The organism is Streptomyces sp. NBC_00637 (genome assembly GCF_045161545.1).
GTDB lineage: Bacteria > Actinomycetota > Actinomycetes > Streptomycetales > Streptomycetaceae > Streptomyces.
In genome coordinates this window covers 6,040,955-6,057,525 of record NZ_CP109046.1, presented here as the reverse complement: position 1 = coordinate 6,057,525, position 16,571 = coordinate 6,040,955, and the positions used below count along the sequence as shown (strand labels likewise).

Annotated in this window: 9 protein-coding genes; 1 reads left to right on the top strand and 8 read right to left on the bottom strand. The window is 72.1% G+C overall.

Going from position 1 to position 16,571, the window contains the following annotated elements:
- Positions 1-11 precede the first annotated feature (11 nt).
- On the top strand, positions 12-1,166 hold the full coding sequence (locus OG440_RS26530; RefSeq protein WP_406009283.1) for an argininosuccinate synthase domain-containing protein: 1,155 nt from the start codon (positions 12-14) through the stop codon (positions 1,164-1,166).
- A gap of 58 nt (positions 1,167-1,224) precedes the next feature.
- On the opposite strand, the gene OG440_RS26525 is transcribed toward OG440_RS26530, so the two are convergent.
- From OG440_RS26525 to OG440_RS26490, 8 genes are all read right to left on the bottom strand, one after another.
- Positions 1,225-2,217 carry an aldo/keto reductase gene (locus tag OG440_RS26525; RefSeq protein ID WP_406009282.1) on the bottom strand — a complete coding sequence of 331 codons (993 nt, stop codon included), beginning with the start codon at positions 2,215-2,217 and terminating at the stop codon, positions 1,225-1,227.
- Positions 2,218-2,239: 22 nt separating this feature from the next.
- Positions 2,240-3,028: a methyltransferase domain-containing protein gene (locus OG440_RS26520; protein WP_406009281.1), complete on the bottom strand. Its 789-nt coding sequence runs from the start codon at positions 3,026-3,028 to the stop codon at positions 2,240-2,242.
- A gap of 78 nt (positions 3,029-3,106) precedes the next feature.
- Complete coding sequence (locus OG440_RS26515; RefSeq protein WP_406011467.1) at positions 3,107-4,690, bottom strand: condensation domain-containing protein; 1,584 nt, start codon at positions 4,688-4,690, stop codon at positions 3,107-3,109.
- Positions 4,615-9,654, bottom strand: a complete 5,040-nt coding sequence (locus OG440_RS26510; protein ID WP_406009280.1) for an amino acid adenylation domain-containing protein — start codon at positions 9,652-9,654, stop codon at positions 4,615-4,617. The genes OG440_RS26515 and OG440_RS26510 overlap by 76 nt, the downstream gene beginning before the upstream one ends.
- An 83-nt stretch (positions 9,655-9,737) precedes the next feature.
- Positions 9,738-10,481, bottom strand: coding sequence for a thioesterase II family protein (locus tag OG440_RS26505; RefSeq protein ID WP_406009279.1), 744 nt, complete (start codon positions 10,479-10,481; stop codon positions 9,738-9,740).
- The gene (locus OG440_RS26500) at positions 10,478-10,714 is read right to left on the bottom strand and encodes an MbtH family NRPS accessory protein (protein WP_142263938.1); all 237 of its coding nucleotides are present in this window, start codon (positions 10,712-10,714) and stop codon (positions 10,478-10,480) included. The genes OG440_RS26505 and OG440_RS26500 overlap by 4 nt, the downstream gene beginning before the upstream one ends.
- Positions 10,711-13,032: an acyl-CoA dehydrogenase family protein gene (locus tag OG440_RS26495; RefSeq protein WP_406009278.1), complete on the bottom strand. Its 2,322-nt coding sequence runs from the start codon at positions 13,030-13,032 to the stop codon at positions 10,711-10,713. The genes OG440_RS26500 and OG440_RS26495 overlap by 4 nt, the downstream gene beginning before the upstream one ends.
- Before the next feature lie 2 nt (positions 13,033-13,034).
- The gene (locus tag OG440_RS26490) at positions 13,035-16,382 is read right to left on the bottom strand and encodes a non-ribosomal peptide synthetase (RefSeq protein WP_406009277.1); all 3,348 of its coding nucleotides are present in this window, start codon (positions 16,380-16,382) and stop codon (positions 13,035-13,037) included.
- Positions 16,383-16,571 lie beyond the last annotated feature (189 nt).

The window sequence follows — 16,571 nt, the reverse complement described above, 5'->3', positions numbered from 1 at the left end:
AAAATCAGCGGGTGGGTCTCCTGGTGTCGGGTGGGCTCTCGTCCACCGCCGTGGCGGCCTGGCTCACGGAAAAGGGTGTCGACACCGTCTGCTACGTGGCGGACATCGGCCAGGAGACACCGATGCCCGCCGGCGAACTGACCTCGGTTCTCGCCCGCATGGGGCTGAAGGCGCACACCGTCGACCTGCGCACGGACATGGCGGAGATGGCGCTCGACCTGGTCACGTACCAGGCGAGCTACGAGGGCGGGTACTGGAACACCACCGGCGCCTCCCGTGCGGTCCTCGTCGCCGGCCTGGCCGAGGCCCTGCGCGCCGACGAGCGCACCGTCCTCGCCCACGGCTGTGTCGGCGGCGGCAACGACCAGGCGCGCTTCGCCCGGTACGGCGCCGCCCTGGTGCCCGACCTGCCGGTGTTCACGCCGTGGACCACGCCGTGGATGCTGGAACGCTTCCCCGACCGCGGCTCCATGTCCGCCTACCTCGCCGAGGTGGGCTTCCCCGAACGGCTCACCGACTGGGCCACGTACTCGGTGGACGGCAGCATGGCGGGCTTCTCGCACGAGAGCGACGCCCTCGAATCGCTGAGCACGCCGCCGACCGGCCTGCGCCCTCTGCTGACACGCTGGCCGCACGAGGCGCCCGATACGGCCGAGACGTTCACGGTGCGCTTCGAACAGGGCCGTCCCGTGGAGATCGACGGCCGTCCGGTGTCCCCGCTCGACGCGGTGCTGAGCGCCAACGCCGCCGGCGGACGCCACGGTCTGTCGATGCGGACCGTCGTCGAGAACCGGGTCAACGGCACCAAATGCCGTGGCGTGTACGAGGCGCCGGGGCTCGACCTGCTCAGCCACTGCCTCACCGCGCTGTACCAGGTCGGACTCGACAAGCCCGCGACGGGACTGCTGAAGAGCCTGTCCGCGGCGCTCGGCGTGGCCGTGTACGAGGGCCGCTTCCACGACCCGTACGGCAGGGCGGCGGCCGCGGCGGCCGACACTCTCGCGGCGGGTGTCGGCGGCACCGTCGAAGTGGAGCTGTACAAGGGGAACGTCACCGTCCAGCGGCTCACCGGGCTGCCCGCCGCACCCGGCACGGCACGCCAGACCCGCTTCTCGGGCGGCGGCCACCACTGGCAGCTGGAGCCGGTGACGGCCGCCAGGCCCTGACCCGGACGACCCGGACGCGAAGAGGGCCGGCCCGCTGTGGGCCGGCCCTCTTCCGCGTCTACTGGGACCAGGCCGTCGGCGTACGGTCCCAGCGGTGCCGCCGCAGCTCCGCGACGAGATCGTCCGGCAACGGCTGCGCGCCGCTGACCCCGAGGTTGGCCCGGACGTGCGCGACGCTACGCATCCCGGGGATCACCGTCGCGACCGCCGGATGGCGCAGGATGAACCGCAGGGCCAGTTCGGGCAGGGTCATACCGTCCGGCACCACCCGCTTCAGCCGCTCCGCCCGCTCCACGCTGGCGTGCAGGTTCTCCGGTACGAAGTACGAGTTGCGCCAGTCGCCCTCGGGCCAGGTCGACTCGTGCGTGAGTGTCCCGGTGAGTGTGCCCTCGTCGAACGGCACCCGGCAGATCACGGCCACGTCCAGATCCTGGCAGGCGGAGAACAGCTCGTCCTCGGGCGCCTGGTCGAAGATGTTGTGGATGACCTGGACGGCGTCGATCAGGCCGGTGTCGAGCGTCTTCAGGACGTTCTCGGGCTCCCAGCGGTTGACGCTGATGCCGACGCCCTGCACGAGCCCCTCGTCCTTGAGCCGCCGGATCGGCTCCTGCCACCGCTCGTCGTCGGCCCAGGAGTCCTCCCAGACATGGAACTGGAGCAGGTCGATCGTCTCCACGCCGAGGTTCGCCAGGCTCTTGTGGGCGTACTCGATTATGTGGTCCCCGGGAAAGACGTCGACGAGTCTCGACTCCCGGGTCGACGGCCAGTTCCGGTCCTTCGGAGGAATCTTCGTGGCGACGTAGCACCGATTCCCGGGATTTCCCGAGTTCTCCTTCAGCAGCTTCCCGAGCAATTCCTCACTGTGCCCGCGCCCGTAGATCCACGCCGTGTCGAAGAAATTGCAGCCGAGCCGGACGCTCTCCCGCAGGGATTCACTTCCCGCGTCGTCGTCCGCCCCCGTCCAGCCGCCCTCCCCACCGGCGATGCCCCACATTCCGTAGCCGACCTCGCCGACCTGCCAACCGAGCCGGCCAAAACGTCGATACTGCACAGCCGATCACCTTTCACTTCACTCAGGACCCGAGAACGGATTTCACCCCGATGATGCCCTCGAACGCCATCTGCTTCTGGACCAGTTGAGGAGAGGCGAAGCCCGCCTCCGACAGCAGACGCATGTTCTCCTCGGTGGTGAACGGCTCCAGCACCGACCTGAGGCTGCGTGACTTGCCCAGGATCTCGTCCGCCGTGAAGCCCTTGGTCTGCTTGTACTCCTCGTAGCACTGGTTGAACATGTCCTGCATCCGCGCCTCGGGCGAGCGGGTCTTCTCGAAGAGGATCAGCGCACCCCCCGGCAGCATCTCCGAGCAGATCCGCTTGATCAGCGCCGGACGCTTCCAGATCGGTACGAACTGAAGCGTGTAGTACATGATCACCAAGCTGCAGTCGCTGTAGTCCACCCGGAGGGCGTCGCCGAGCTCGATGTTGACGTTGGGCAGCTCCACACAGCGCTGACGCGCCTGCGCCACCATCTCCGGCACGATGTCGATGCCGAAGAACTTCACATCCGCTTCCCGGTGGCGCACGGCCAGCTTGGCGGTGAGCGCCGCCGTGGAGCAGCCGATCTCGGCCACCCGACTGCCCGGGGTGACGAAGAAGTCGGACAGCTGCGCGATGATCTCGTGCCCCGCCTCGTACCCCGGGATGCTCCGGGACACGTGTTCGTCGAAGTGATCGGCCGTGTTCCCCGAGAAACTCCACCTCGGGGACTGCAACTCGATGTTGTCCCCGACCGTGGGAACACCGGACGCGTCCGTGATCAGGTCGATGTCCGCCAGCTCCTCTACCGCTTTGCTCTCAGCCATGACCAAGGCCTTTGCCTTCCCTCGTACGGTTGTGTTGACTGCTGTGCCGGTGAGAGGCGGTGTGTCCCGCCGTGCTCTTCAACTCGGCTTCGGCACCGGGCGCTTGACGTCGCCCGTCAGCGCGGTGAGTGCCTCGACGAACAGCTCCGCCACCCGGGCCCCGCCGGCCGGGGACGTCTCGTGCGGGTCCACCCGCACGCTCAGCTCGACGCCCTCCCCGTCCTGGAGCCGGTTCACCTCGACCAGGACGGGGAAGTTGGTGCGGTCCTCGTACCGCCAGCCGTCCACGGTGACGTGACGCAGCCCGTGCAGCGCGTCGGAGGCGTGGAAGTCGGTGTAGTTGAACATCACGGCGAACGGGGGCCGTCCGAAGTCACGCTGGATGCGCGCCAACGGGTAGGCGCGGAACGGCAGATGCTGCCGCTCGGCGTCGAACACGGCACGTACCAGGTCGGCCCAGGTGCCGTCGGCGATCCCGATCCGCACGGGCAGCACGTTCAGGAAGAGGCCGAGCAGCAGATCGGCGCCCTCCGTCTCCGGCCGGCCGTTGCCGCACAGTCCGCTCACCACGTCGGTCACGCCCCGCCAGGTGCCCAACGCCCACAAGTGCGCCGCCAGATAGACGCTTTTGACCGGCACCCCCAGTTCGTCCGCCACCCGACGGGCCCCGGCGGTGAGCTCCGCCGGGAGCAGCAGCAGGGTCGCCGGGTCCTGCCCACGGTCGTCCCCGTCGTCCCCGTCACCCCGGTCGGCCTCCGGGACGGACAACGGCTCGGCGCCGGCGAGCAGGTCCCGCCAGAACGCCCGGGCCTCCCGGGACTCCCTGAGGCGCTGCTCGGCGGCCACGAAATCCCGGTACCGGATCTGCGGCATCCGTTCGAGGGCACCGCCGCCGGAGCCGAGCCTGCTGTCGTACTCCACCAGCAGTTCGGTGGCGAACCGCGCGAAACTCCACCCGTCGAGCAGTACGTGGTGCACCGACAGCGACAGCTGGAACGTGTCCGCCGACCACCGCACCACGTGGGCCCGCAGCAGCGGCGGGGCGTCGAGGTCGAAGGCCGTGGCCGACTCACGGTCCCACCAGGCGCGCAGCCGAACCTCCTGCTCGCGCTCGTCCAGCACCCCGAACGCCTCCTCCACCTCCAGCGGGACGGTGGCGACGCGGTGCACCAGCTGCATCGGCTCGTCGAACTCGGCCAGATCGAACGAGGTCCGCAGGATCTCGTGCCGCCCGCACAGCGCGTCCAGCGCCCCCCGCAGCGCGGCCTCGTCCCAATCCGAGGTGACCCGCACGCTGGTGAGGTCGCGGTAGAGCCGCGAGTCGTCGCTCAACTCGACGTGGTAGAGGATGCCCAGCTGGAGATCCGCGAGCGGGTAGGCCGCCTCGACACCCTCTGGCACCAAGGCCGGGTCGAGTTCGGCGAACACGCCGGTCGACGCGGCGCCCGTCGCCGACGCACCCTCGGCCGGCACCGCGGCCCGAGGGTCCTCGATGTCGGCCATCGCCGCCGCCAGTTCGCCGATCGTCGGATGCAGGAAGAGCTGCTCCAGGCTGAGCGGCACCCCGGCCGTCCGCGCCTCCGCGATCAGCCGCAGCGCGGTGATGGAGTCGCCGCCGAGAGCGAAGTAGTTGTCGTCCGGCCCGATCCGGTGCTCCGGCACACCGAGCACGGCGGCCCACACGGCCCGCAGCGCCCGCTCCCCCGACGAGTCCCCCAGTGCCGCCAAGTCGCTCTTGTGCGCGGGGTGTTGGGTTGTGGTGGTGGGTGGGGGGAGTCGGGTGGGGTCGAGTTTGCCGTTGGGGGTGGTGGGGAGGGCGGGGAGGGGGTGAGGGTGGTGGGGATCATGTGGGTGGGGAGGTGGTGGGTGAGGTGGGTGCGTAGGTCGGTGAGGGTGGTGTCGGTGTGGTGGTGGGGGGTGGTGAGGACGGTGTAGGCGGCGAGTTGGGGGTGGTGGGGGGTGTGGGGGTTGAGGATGACGGTGGCGGCGTGGACGGCGGGGTGGGTGAGCAGGACGCGTTCGATCTCGGCGGGTTCGATGCGGAAGCCGCGGAGTTTGATCTGGTGGTCGGTGCGTCCGAGGTAGTGCAGTTCAGTGTCGTGACCGGCGGTGATCACCGTGCTGGTGCCGCCGGTGGTGTTGTCGCCGGTGCTGCCGGTGTTGTGGGCGGTGTTGTGGGTGGTGGTGCTGGTGGCGGCGAGGTCGCCGGTGCGGTAGCGGCGGCTGCCGGGCGGGCCGTCGGGGTCGGGCAGGAAGCGTTGTGCGGTCAGTGCGGGCCGGCCGAGGTATCCGGCGGCGACCTGCGGCCCGCTGACGAACATCTCCGCACCTTCCACCCCACCACCGGCGCCGTCGTCGGTGGTGGTGCCTGAGGTGCCGGTGGTGGGGTGGAGGGTGATGGTGAGGCCGGGCAGGGGGGTTCCGATCGGGCTGACCGCCTGGTCCTGGTCGGCGGCGGTCAGGGGCCGGTAGGTGACGTGGACGGTCGTCTCGGTGATCCCGTACATGTTCACCAGCCGCGGCCCGCGCCACCCGTACGCCGCACTCCACGCCTTCAAACTGCCCGGCCGCAGGGCCTCCCCGCCGAAGACGACCGTGCGCAGCGCCGTGGCCGGGAACCCCTGCGCCGCGGCCGCCGCCACCAACTGCGTGAACGCCGTCGGCGTCTGACTCAGCACCGTCACCCCCTCCCGGCACACCAACTCCCACATCGCCGCCGGATCCCGCGTCACCGCATACGGCACCACCCGCAACCGGCCCCCCCGCAACAGCGCCCCGAACACCTCCCACACCGAGAAATCGAACGCCGCCGAATGGAACATCGACCACACCTCGTCCCCGCCCCACCCCCCGAACGCCTCACCACACGCGGCGAACAACGCCAGCACATTGCCGTGCGTCACCACCACACCCTTCGCCCGCCCCGTCGAACCCGACGTATAGATCACATACGCCGTGTCCCCCTCCACCACCGGCGCCCCCACCCACCGCGCACCCGCCTCCGCCTCCACCGCACCCACCGGATCATCCAGCCCCACGAACACCGGCCCACCCACACCCCCCACAACACCCTCACCGTCCAGCACCCCCGCCCACGCCCGCTTGCCCAGCACCACCCGACAACCCGCATCCACCACCGTCTCGCGCAACCGCTCCACCGGAAAACCCGGATCCAACGGCACATACCCCGCACCCGACTTCAACACCGCCACCATCCCCACCACCAGATCCACATCCCGCTCCCCCACCAAAGCCACCAACACCCCCCGCCCCGCACCCGCCGCCACCAACCGCGCCGCCACCACCGACGACAACCGGTCCAACTCCCCATACGACAACTCCCGCACCCCGTCCCCCACCGCCACCCGACCCCCACACCGAGCCACCACCCCACCCAACACCCCATGCACACCTGTGCGGTGAGGGGTGTTCCGGTCCGCCGCGGGGGCGTCGAGTGCCGGCAGGACCGCGTCGGGGGCGGCCACCGCGGCCGTCAGACAGGCCGTGACGCGGTCCAGGATGCGTTCGACCGTGGCGGGCTCGAACAGGTCGGAGCTGTACTCGGCGGTGAGGACAAGCTGGCCGTGGACCTCCTCGACCTCCAGCGTGAGGTCGAACTTGGCGGTGCCGTTGTCCAGCGGCACCGGGGTGGCGTCCAGGCCCGCCAGACGTGCCTGCGGCCGACGTTCGCCCTGGTAGGCGAGGGCACACTGGACCAGCGGGGGTCGGGACAGGTCCCGGCTCGGGGCGAACTCGGCGGTGAGGCGGTCGAACGCCACGTATTCGTGCTCGAAGGCGTCCAGGGCCGTCTCGCGCACCTCGCCGAGCCAGCCGCGGAACGTCGTGCCGGCGGTGCGGCGCAGGCGCAGGATCACGGTGTTGACGAAGAAGCCGACCACGTCGTCGAGCTCGGGGTGCGGCCGGCCGGCCGTCGGCGAGGCGACGAGGAGTTCGGGCTGCCCGCACTCCTCGCTCAGGACGGCCCCCACGGCGGTGAGCACGACGCAGTACGGTGTGGTGTCCTCGGCGCGGGCCAGGGTGCGGACGCCGTGGAGCAGGCCGGTCGGGGCGGCCCGGGTGATCCGCCGTCCCCGGTAGCTCATCACGGCCGGCCGGGGGTGGTCCGTCGGCAGGTCGAGGACGAAGGGGGCGCCGCTCAGCCCGGTGCGCCAGTAGGCCAGGGCGGCGTCGGCGGCGGGTGAGTCGGCGACGTCCCGCTGCCACCGGGCGAAGTGGTCGTAACCGAGGGAGCCGGTCGGCGGCCGCGGGTCGGCTCCGGTTCGGCGGGCCGCGTAGGCGGCGGCCAGATCGCGGTCGAAGAGGTCCACGCTCAGGCCGTCCGCGACCAGGTGGTGGAAGACCACGGTGAGGAGGTGGTCGTCCACCGCCACGCGGGTCAGCTCCGCGCGCACGAGCGGCCCGCGTCCAAGGTCGATGTGCTCCCCGGCCAGGCGTTCGGCACGGGCGAGGGCCGCCGCTTCGGCGTCCGGCCTGTGCGACAGATCGACCAACGGCAGGTCCGCCGGCGCCGACTCCGAGGCCTCGGCGGTGATCCGTCCGTCGAGGGAGACGAAGGAGGTGCGCAGGCGGGGGTGCCGGTCGACGGTCTCCTGGTACGCCGTCCGCAGCGCGGAAAGATCCAGTTCACCGCGCAGCCGCAGGGCGACGGGGACGTTGTAGGCGATGCCCGCGCCACGGTGCAACTGGTCGAGGAACCACAGGCGTTGCTCGTGGGTCGAGACGATGCCGGGTGCCACCGGGGTCGTGGAGACGGTGGGCAGCGGCGCGACGGACGCCTCGGCACCGCCGTCCCGCAGGAGTGCCGCGAGTCCGGCGACGGTGGCGGCCCGCAGGAACTCCCTCGTGGTCAGCGGGACGCCGAAGGTGTGGCGCAGCCGTCCGAGGATCCGGACCACGTCGAGCGAGTTGCCGCCGAGCGTGCGGAAGTCGTCGTTCCTGCCGATGGCCGGGCCGTCCAGCACCTCGCTCCACAGCGCGGCGACGCGTTCCTCGATCGGCCCTCGCGGCGGTTCCGAGGGCCCGGACCCCTCGCGTGATCCGGCGTCCGGGGCGGGCAGGGCACGGCGGTCCACCTTGCCCTGGGCGGTGACGGGCAGGGCGTCGAGCAGGACGAAGTCCGCCGGGACCTGGTACACGGGCAGGATCCGGCCGGCCCGCTCGCGCAGGGCGGCCCGGTCCGTGTCGCCGACGACGTAGGCGATGAGCGCGGTCTCGGGGCCCGTTCCGGAGGGGACGACGACGCATCGACGTACGCCGTCGAGTTCCGCGAGCACGGCCTCGACCTCGGCGGGTTCGACCCGGTGTCCGCGGATCTTCACCTGCTGGTCGCCGCGGCCGAGGAACTCCAGTGAGCCGTCGTCGAGTTGCCGTACGAGGTCACCGGTGCGGTAGAGCCTCGCGCCGGGGCGGTCGGTGAACGGGTCCGGTACGAAACGCCGGGCGGTGAGGCCGGAGAGGCCGTGGTAACCGCGGGCCGGCGAAGCGCCGCCCACGTACAGTTCGCCTGCCTCGCCCGTCGGGCACGGGCGCATCGCGGCGTCGAGGACACGTACCTCGGTGCCGCCCAGCGGGGTGCCGATGGGCAGGGTGGCCGTGTCCGGGAGGCCTGCCTCGGCCGGGTACCGCCCGGTGGTGGCGGTGATGGTGGTCTCCGTGAGCCCGTAGGCGTTGATCACCGGGATCCGGCTGTGCCGGCGCCAGGCGGCCAGCGAGCGGGTGTGGGTGGTGTCGCTGCCGACCACCAGCAGCCGCAGGGTGGGGGGCAGGTCGCGGGGGCCGAGGTCCAGGTCGGCGCCCCACTGGTCCCAGTAGGGCGTGGGCAGGTTGGCGACCGTGACGCCGTTCTCGCGGATGAACTGTTCCAGTTCGAGGGGCGACACCGAGGTGTCGGGCAGCACCACGACGCTGCCGCCCGCGGCCAGGGTCGGGAAGACCTCCTCGGCGAGCACGTCGAAGCCGGGGTTGGTGAACTGGAGGACCCGGTCGTCCGCGGTGAGCCCGAACCTGTCCCGCGCGGCGAGGGCGTGGTGGGCCAGCGAGTGGTGTTCCACGGCGACGGGCTTGGGGCGGCCGGTGGACCCCGAGGTGTGGATCAGATAGGCGAGGGCGTGGGGCGACACGGTCGGCGAGGCGTGGCGGGCGCCGTCGGCGGGCCGGGCCGTGCGGGCGTCGGCCAGGTCGAGCACGGGGACGGCACCGGACTCCGGATCCCCTAGGGGCGGGCCGGGGAGGAGCCGGCTGTCGGTCACCAGCAGCCGGGCGCCGGCCGACTCCAGCAGGCGACGGGTGCGCTCCGCGGGCAGCCCGGGGTCCAGCGGGAGGTAGGCAGCGCCGGACTTCAGCGTGGCGAGGAGCGCCGTCACCAGCGCCGCACTCCGCGGCAGCCGGACGGCGATCACGACTTCGACCGTACCGGCCGAGTCGGACGGGGGCGCGGTGCGGCGGGCAGGTGTCAGGAGACGGGCGACGGCTTCCGCGCGTTCGTCCAGTTCGCGGTAGGTCAACCGGGTCGGACCGTCGACGACGGCGACGGCCTCGGGAGTCTCGGCCGCGTGCGCCGCGAAGAGCTGATGGACCGACTGTTCGGCGCTGTCCCCGTGTCCCACGTGTCTTCCCTCGCTCCTGGACCGGGCCCATCGCCCCGCCCGACCTTGCCCATGGCCCGCCGCCCGAAGGCGCGCGGCGGCTCCTACTGTTCGTCGATCACGTCGAGCACCCGCCGTACGACGGCGTCGGCGCTCTCCTCGTGCAGATAGAAATGGCCGCCGGGCAGGGCGAAACGTTGTGTCCGCCCGCTGGTGTGCTCGGCCCAGGCGTCCAGTTCCGCGACATCCACCAGGGCGTCCTCCGTGCCGTGCAGGACCGTCACCGGGCAGCTCAACGGAGCTCCCCGGTACGGGCGGAAGGTGTCGCCGACCGCCAGGTCCGCGCGCAGGACGGGCAGCAGCATCCCCAGCAGCTCGTCGTCGGCCAGGACCGACGGGTCGCTACCGCCCATCTCCCGCAGCCACGCGATCAGTTCGCCGTCGGGCAGGGTCGCGTTGACCGATGCCCGGGACGGCAGGTGCGGGGCAGGGGCACCGGACACGATCAGGTGGGCGGGCTTGACGCCGTGCTCGTGCTCCAGCCGCGCCGCGACGGCGAACGCCACGAGCGCGCCCATGCTGTGCCCGAACAGCGTGACCGGCAGGTCGGTCTCCGGCAGGACCGCCTCGGTGGCGGCTTCGGCCAGCGGTCCGCAGCGGGTGATCAGGGGCTCGCCGAAGCGGCCCATGTGGCCGGGGTACTGGACCGGGCGTACGTGTACCCGGGGGCTCATCCGGCCCTGCCAGGAGCGATAGACGCCGCCCGCGCCACCCGCGTGCGGGAAGGCGAACAGCCGCGCCGTGGCGTCCGGCTCCGTCCCGCCGAGGAACCAGCGGCCGACGCTCATCGGGTGCCGTGCGGTGTCTCGCCGAGGCTGCGGCGCAGACTCAGCGGGCGCATGTCGGTCCACACGGCCTCGATGTGCTCCAGGCAGACCGATTCCGGACCCGTCACCCCGTCGGCGCGCCAGCCCGCGGGCGGCTCCCGGTCGGCGGGCCAGATGGAGTACTGCTCCTCGTGGTTGATCACGACCTGATACGTGATCCCGGCCTCGGGGGCGGATTCTGCCGCTGCGGTCACTGGGGGCCTCCTGTCCACTTCGGGTTTCTGTCTTCGGGCGGGCGCCCGCCGGTCTCCGCGAGCGTCGGCCGGGTCAGCATCTCCAGGTCGTCGCGTCCTGCCAGCCGGATCAGGGCGGCCTCCCGCCACAGCCGGCCGGGCGTGCCCAGCCGTACGGCCTCGGTGCGGGCCAGCCGGTAGTACCGCTGTACGGGCAGCTGCGCCGTCAGGCCCCTGGTGCCGCAGACGTGCACGGCGACCGAGGTGGTGCGCGTGACGGCTTCGGCGGCGAGGGCCAGCGCGTCCACGGCGGCCCGTTCCACGGGACGGCCCTCGTCCGCCAGCCACGCGGCGCGGTGGACCGCGAGGCGTACCGGTTCCAGCTGGGCGGCGGCCTCGGCGAGCCGGAAGGCGATGGACTGGAAGTCATGGAGGGGGACACCGAACTGGTGCCGTTCGGCGGTGTGGGCACGGGCGGCCGTGAGCGCTCCGCGGGCCAGTCCCAGGAGGTATCCGGCCTGCCGGACGCGATGTCGTGCGGTCAGGGAGCGAAGGTCCGGGCCGGACGGCCGGCAGACGATGTCCCGCGGTGCGATCCGGACGCCTTCGAGCGTCACCACGGTGTCCTGGCCGATCCGCTCGGTGCGCCGGGCGGAGCGGTCGGCGGGCACCAGCGCCAGTGCGGTCGTGCCGTCGACGTGGACCGGCAGCAGCAGGTGGTGGGCGTTCGGGCCGTCCAGCGTGACGGGCCCTTCGACAAGCACGCCGTCGGCGGCGGCCCGCGTCCGCAAGGGCCGTTCGAGGTCGAAGTCGCCGCAGTCCACCGTGAGTTCACCGGCGGCGAGCAGGGACAGCGTCTCCCGGCCCGCGCCGTCCGCCCCCGGTCCGTCCTGCCCCGCGGTGCGCAGTACGTCGGCGGTGAGCGCGACGCCTCGGTAGGGTCCGCTCAGTCCCGCGCGGCCCAGTTCCTCGCAGACGGCGAGCGAGCCGGCGAGCCCCAGGTCCAGGCCGCCCGCCTCGGCCGGCACCTCGAATCCGGGCGCCCCCAGTTCCACCAGGGCGGGCCAGGCGGGGCACCGGTCGTCGTGCGCGGCGGGAGGTCCGTGCACCGCGGTGACCGGGTCACGGTCCCGGCCCTCGGTCGCCTGCCGCAGGCGTCGGCGCACCTCACCGCGCACCTGCCGCAGCAGCGGCTCCTCGTCGTCGTGCTTGACGCCGTCGGTGTCGTCGACGGCGATGATCTGGAGCATGACCTCTGAGGTCCCCGCCGACAGCGTCAGCCCGGGTGCCTCGCGGTAGGCGGCCTCCAGCATCCCGGCGGCCCGGCGGCGCGCGGCGCCGACGGGTGCGGGAAGGGTCGCGGCCCAGCCCGCCACGGACCCGGCCAGCTCGCTGGTGAGCAGTTTCGCGGTCGCGGCGAGGGTGTCGTCGACCGCGTCCAGTCCCGTGGCCAGTTGTCCGATCACCCGCCACGACAGCAGCCTGGCCGCCTCCACCGCGGCGCCGTACCGGCCCGCCTCGACGAGGTCCTCGGGCTCCAGGCCTCCGTCGAGGGCGGCGGCATACCAGCGTTCCGCCTTCAACGCGTAGTCCAGGCCGGTGCGTTCGATGGCGAGGGCGCTGGTGAGAAGGGGCCAGCCGGCGCCCTCCGCCCCCACCCGGTCGGCGGCCGGGACCCGGACCCCGTCCAGGACGACCCGGTGGAACTGTTCGTCGGCGATGCCGGGGATCGTCTCCCGGCGCACGCCGGGCGCGTGCAGGTCCACCAGGAAGAGGCTGATGCCCTGGTAGCGGTCCTCGGTGTCGCCGGTGCGCGCGGCGCACAGGGCGAGGTCGGTGATGTCGCTCTTGAGGCTGTACGCCTTCACCCCGTGCAGCAGATAGCCGTCCCCGTCGGCCTCGCGCACCGCCGTGGTCCGCAGCCCGGCCAGGTCGGAGCCGGCCTCGGGCTCGGTGTAGAGCACGCTGGCGAAACGCCGGCCGGCCGCCAGGTCCGGCAGGCAGCGGGATGTGAGGTCGGGGCTGCCGGCGAGGAGCACGAACAGTCCGACGATCTGGATGGTGTTGACGTGCAGGGTGTCCGGGACGCCGGCCCGTACCAGTTCCTCCGCGACGATCGACGCCTCGGCCAGTCCGGTGTCCCGGCCGCCGTACGCCGAGGGCCAGTTGACGGCGAGCAGGCCGCTCTGTCCGAGGGCCCGGTACAACGGCCTGACGTCCGGCTCACGGTCGTCGCTGAGCGCGAGCCGGTCCAGTTCCTCCCGGATGTGGGGGGCGGCGAGTTCGGCGCGGATCTCCTTGCGGAAGGCGTCCTGGGCCGCGGTGAAGCCGAAGTCCATGCTCAGGCCTCGCCCTCGAAGGTGGCGAGCCGTTCGGCCTCTTCGTCGGAGAGTCCTTCGATGAGTGCCAGCAGGTCGACCTCCGGCGCCGCCTCCAGGCGCAACCGGTCGACGATCGCGGCGAGGTGGGCGACGGTGGGCGAGCGGAAGAACTCCGCGAGCCCGACACGGACCTGGAAGCGCTCACCGATCCGGGACATCAGCTGGGCGGCCTGGAGGCTGTTGCCGCCGAGCTCGAAGAAGTGGTCGTGCACGCCGACGGTCTCGCGACGCAGCACCTCGGCGAAGACCTCGGTGGCCAGGACGCGTTCGGTGTCCGTCCGCGGCCGGGAGTCCGCGCCGCTGCCGGAGGTGTCGGCGGATGTCTCGGGGGCGGGCAGGCGGCGGTGGTCGACCTTGCCGCTGACCGTCAGCGGCAGCGCGTCGAGCGTCACGTGGAAGGGCGGGACCATGTAGGCCGGAAGCCGCTCCGCGAGATGGGCGCGGATCGCCCCCGCCTCCGGCGCGGGGTCTCCCCCGAAGGTCGTGTACGCGACCAGGTGCCGTTCGCCGTGCGGATCGGTCCACGGTACGACGGCCAGCTGACCGATCCCGGGGAAGGTTGCCAACGCGGCTTCCACGTCGCCGAGTTCGATGCGCAGGCCGCGGATCTTGACCTGCTGGTCGATCCGGCCCACGAACACGAGGCTGCCGTCCCGCCGCCTGCGGACCAGGTCTCCGGTCCGGTACAGGCGCCCGTCCGGTGTGCTGCCGAAGGGGTCGGGGACGATCTTCTCCCGGGTCAGCCCGGGCGCGCCGAGATAGCCGCGGGTCAGACCCGCGCCACCGATGACGAGCTCGCCCGCCACGCCGTACGGCACGGGTTCGAAGTGCTCGTCGAGGACGTGCCCCACATGGTTGGCGATGGGCAGGCCGATCGGCGGGGACGAGCTCCAGTGCCCCGGGCACTCGTGGACGATCATGGTGACGGTGCACTCGGTGGGGCCGTAGCCGTTGAAGAAGCGGCGCCCGGGGTTCCAGGCGTTCACCAGCTCGCCCGGGAACGCCTCGCCGCCGACGAAGACGATGCGCAGCGCGGTCAGCCGCTCCGGGTCGAGCAGCGCCATGACCGTGGGCGGCAGGTCGGTAACGGTGATGCCGCCCGTCTCCAGCAGTTCCTGGAGGCGCGCCATGTCGAGTCGCTCGTCGTCGCGGACCAGGTGCAACCGCGCGCCGGTGAGCAGCGCGTTGAACATCTCCCCGACGGAGACGTCGAAGTTGGCCGAGGCGTAGCCGAGGACGCGATCCGTCTCGGTGAGTCCGAACAGTTCCTGCGCGGCCCTGACGAAGGCGATCACCGAGTGGTGTTCGATGAGGACGCCCTTGGGGCGGCCGGTGGTCCCGGAGGTGTAGAGGACGTAGGCGACATCGTCGGGGGCGATCTCCACCGCGGGCGCGGTGTCGGGCTGGGCGGCGAGCGTCTCCGTCAGCCCGTCCAGGACGAGCAGCGGCGCGTCCGCGTCGGCCAGTTTCCCGGCCGGCCCGGCGTGGGCGACGACGGCGACCGGCGTCGCGTCGTCGAGGATGGCCGCGATCCGCGCGGGCGGGTAGCCGGGGTCGACCGGGACGTAGGCGGCCCCGGTGAAGAGGACCGCGAGGACGGCCACGACGAGGTCGGGGGTGCGGTCCAGACACAGCGCGACCCGCTCTCCGGGGGCGGCTCCGTGCCGGCGCAGCAGGTGGGCGAGGCGGTTGGCCCGGCGCTCCAGTTCGGCGTAGCCGAGTTGTTCGTCGCCGACCACCAGGGCCACGGCGTCGGGTGCCGTCCTGGCCCGGGAACGGAACATCTCCGGTACGGACACCTCGGGCAGCGCGAGCCGGGGGCCGTTCCAGCGGGTCAGCAGCTCGGTTCTCTCGTCGGCCGTGAGCAACGCCGCCCGGGAGACGGCGACGTCCGGATCGGCGGTGACCGAGGACAGCACCTGTCCGTAGTGGCCGAGGAGCTGGTCGATGCTCTCCGGGTCGAACAGGTCGGAGTTGAACTCCGCCTCGACGACCATGCCTTCGGGGCGGGAGGAGATGTTCCAGCTCAGGTCGAAGCGTGAGGTTCCGGGGTCGAGCGACTCCTGCTCGACGGTGAGGCCGGGCAGGCTCAGTTTCGCGTCGACCCCGTCCTGGAAGGCGAAGACGACCTGGAACAGGGGTGAGCGCGAGGGATCACGCGGGGGACGGACCGCGTCCACCACCCGCTCGAACGGCAACTCGCCGTGCTCGAAGGCCTCCTGGACGGTCCGGTCGACCCGGCCGAGCAGTTCACGGAAGGACGGGGCACCCGAGAGGTCGGTGCGCAACACGAGCATGTTGACGAAGAAGCCGATGAGCCGCTCCACCTCGACGGTGTCGCGGTTGGCCATGGGGGTGCCGATCACCAAATCTTCCTGGCCGGTGTAGCGGTGCAGCAGCACGAGGAACGCGGCGAGGTGGACGACGTACGGCCGGACGCCGGCCGAGTCCGCCAGCCTCCGCACGGCGTCCGCCGTCCCCGGCGCGAGTACGCCTCGGCGGTACGTACCGTCGTAGGTCGTCTCCGCCGGCCGCGGCCGGTCGGTGGGCAGGTCCAGGGTCGGTGCGCCGGCGAGCCGTTCCCGCCAGTGGGCGGCCAGCTTCTCGTAGGTGGCGCCGGAGAGCCGTTCGCGCTGCCAGTGCGCGTAGTCGCCGTACTGGACGGGCAGTGACGGGGGCGGGGCTCCGGTCCCGGTCTCCGCGGCGTAGAAGGCGGCGAGGTCGTCGGTGAACACCTCCCCGGACCAGCCGTCGAAGACGACGTGGTGCACGACGAAGACGAGCAGGTGGTCGCGGTCCGCCAGACGCAGCAGTTCGGCGCGCCACAGCGGTCCGCGCGTCAGGTCGAAGGGGAACCTGCCCAGTTCCGTGGCGTGGCGCCGGGCGGCCTCGTACCCGGCCGCCGCCGGTCCGCCGGCCACGTCGCGCACCTCGGACAGCAGGCCGGCCGTGGCCTCCCGCACCGTCAGGAGGTCCTGGACCATGCCGTCCGGGCCGCGTCGGAACGCCGTGCGAAGCGTCTCGTGACGGGCCACCGTGGCCCCCAGGGCCCGGCGCAGGGCCGCGACGTCGAGCGCTCCCGCGATCCGGTAGGAGGTGCCCACGTTGTACGTGGCCCGGCCCGGGGAGAGTTGGTCGAGGAACCAGAGCGTCTCCTGGGCGAAGGAGAGCGGTGCCGGACGACCGGCGGGGGTGGGGGCCGCGGCCTGTCGCGGACCCGCCTGGCTGCCGCCCGCGCGGAGCTGAGCGATGAACGCGGCCCTTCGGTCCTCGGGCAACCGCGCCAGCCTCTTGATCATCTCGCTCATGACGGGAAATCTCCTCACGCCGCACGGCCGTGGCCGTCGTCGCGGCGGGTGTGCACCACGCCGGCTTCGGCCACGAGTTCTGACATTAGGAGCGGCGGCCGAAGCCGTCTTCCATAGCGGCGTTGATTCCTCGGTGCTCGCGACGTGCACCCGCGTGTATGCGGCCGTCACAAAAGTCCGCACCGCGTT

What these genes read in the sequence shown, in the direction of transcription:
- OG440_RS26520 (WP_406009281.1), bottom strand. Translation starts at nt 3,028, where the DNA reads ATGGCTGAGAGCAAAGCGGTAGAGGAGCTGGCGGACATCGACCTGATC.
- OG440_RS26505 (WP_406009279.1), bottom strand. Translation starts at nt 10,481, where the DNA reads ATGAGCGTCGGCCGCTGGTTCCTCGGCGGGACGGAGCCGGACGCCACG.
- OG440_RS26495 (WP_406009278.1), bottom strand. Translation starts at nt 13,032, where the DNA reads ATGGACTTCGGCTTCACCGCGGCCCAGGACGCCTTCCGCAAGGAGATC.
- OG440_RS26490 (WP_406009277.1), bottom strand. Translation starts at nt 16,382, where the DNA reads ATGAGCGAGATGATCAAGAGGCTGGCGCGGTTGCCCGAGGACCGAAGG.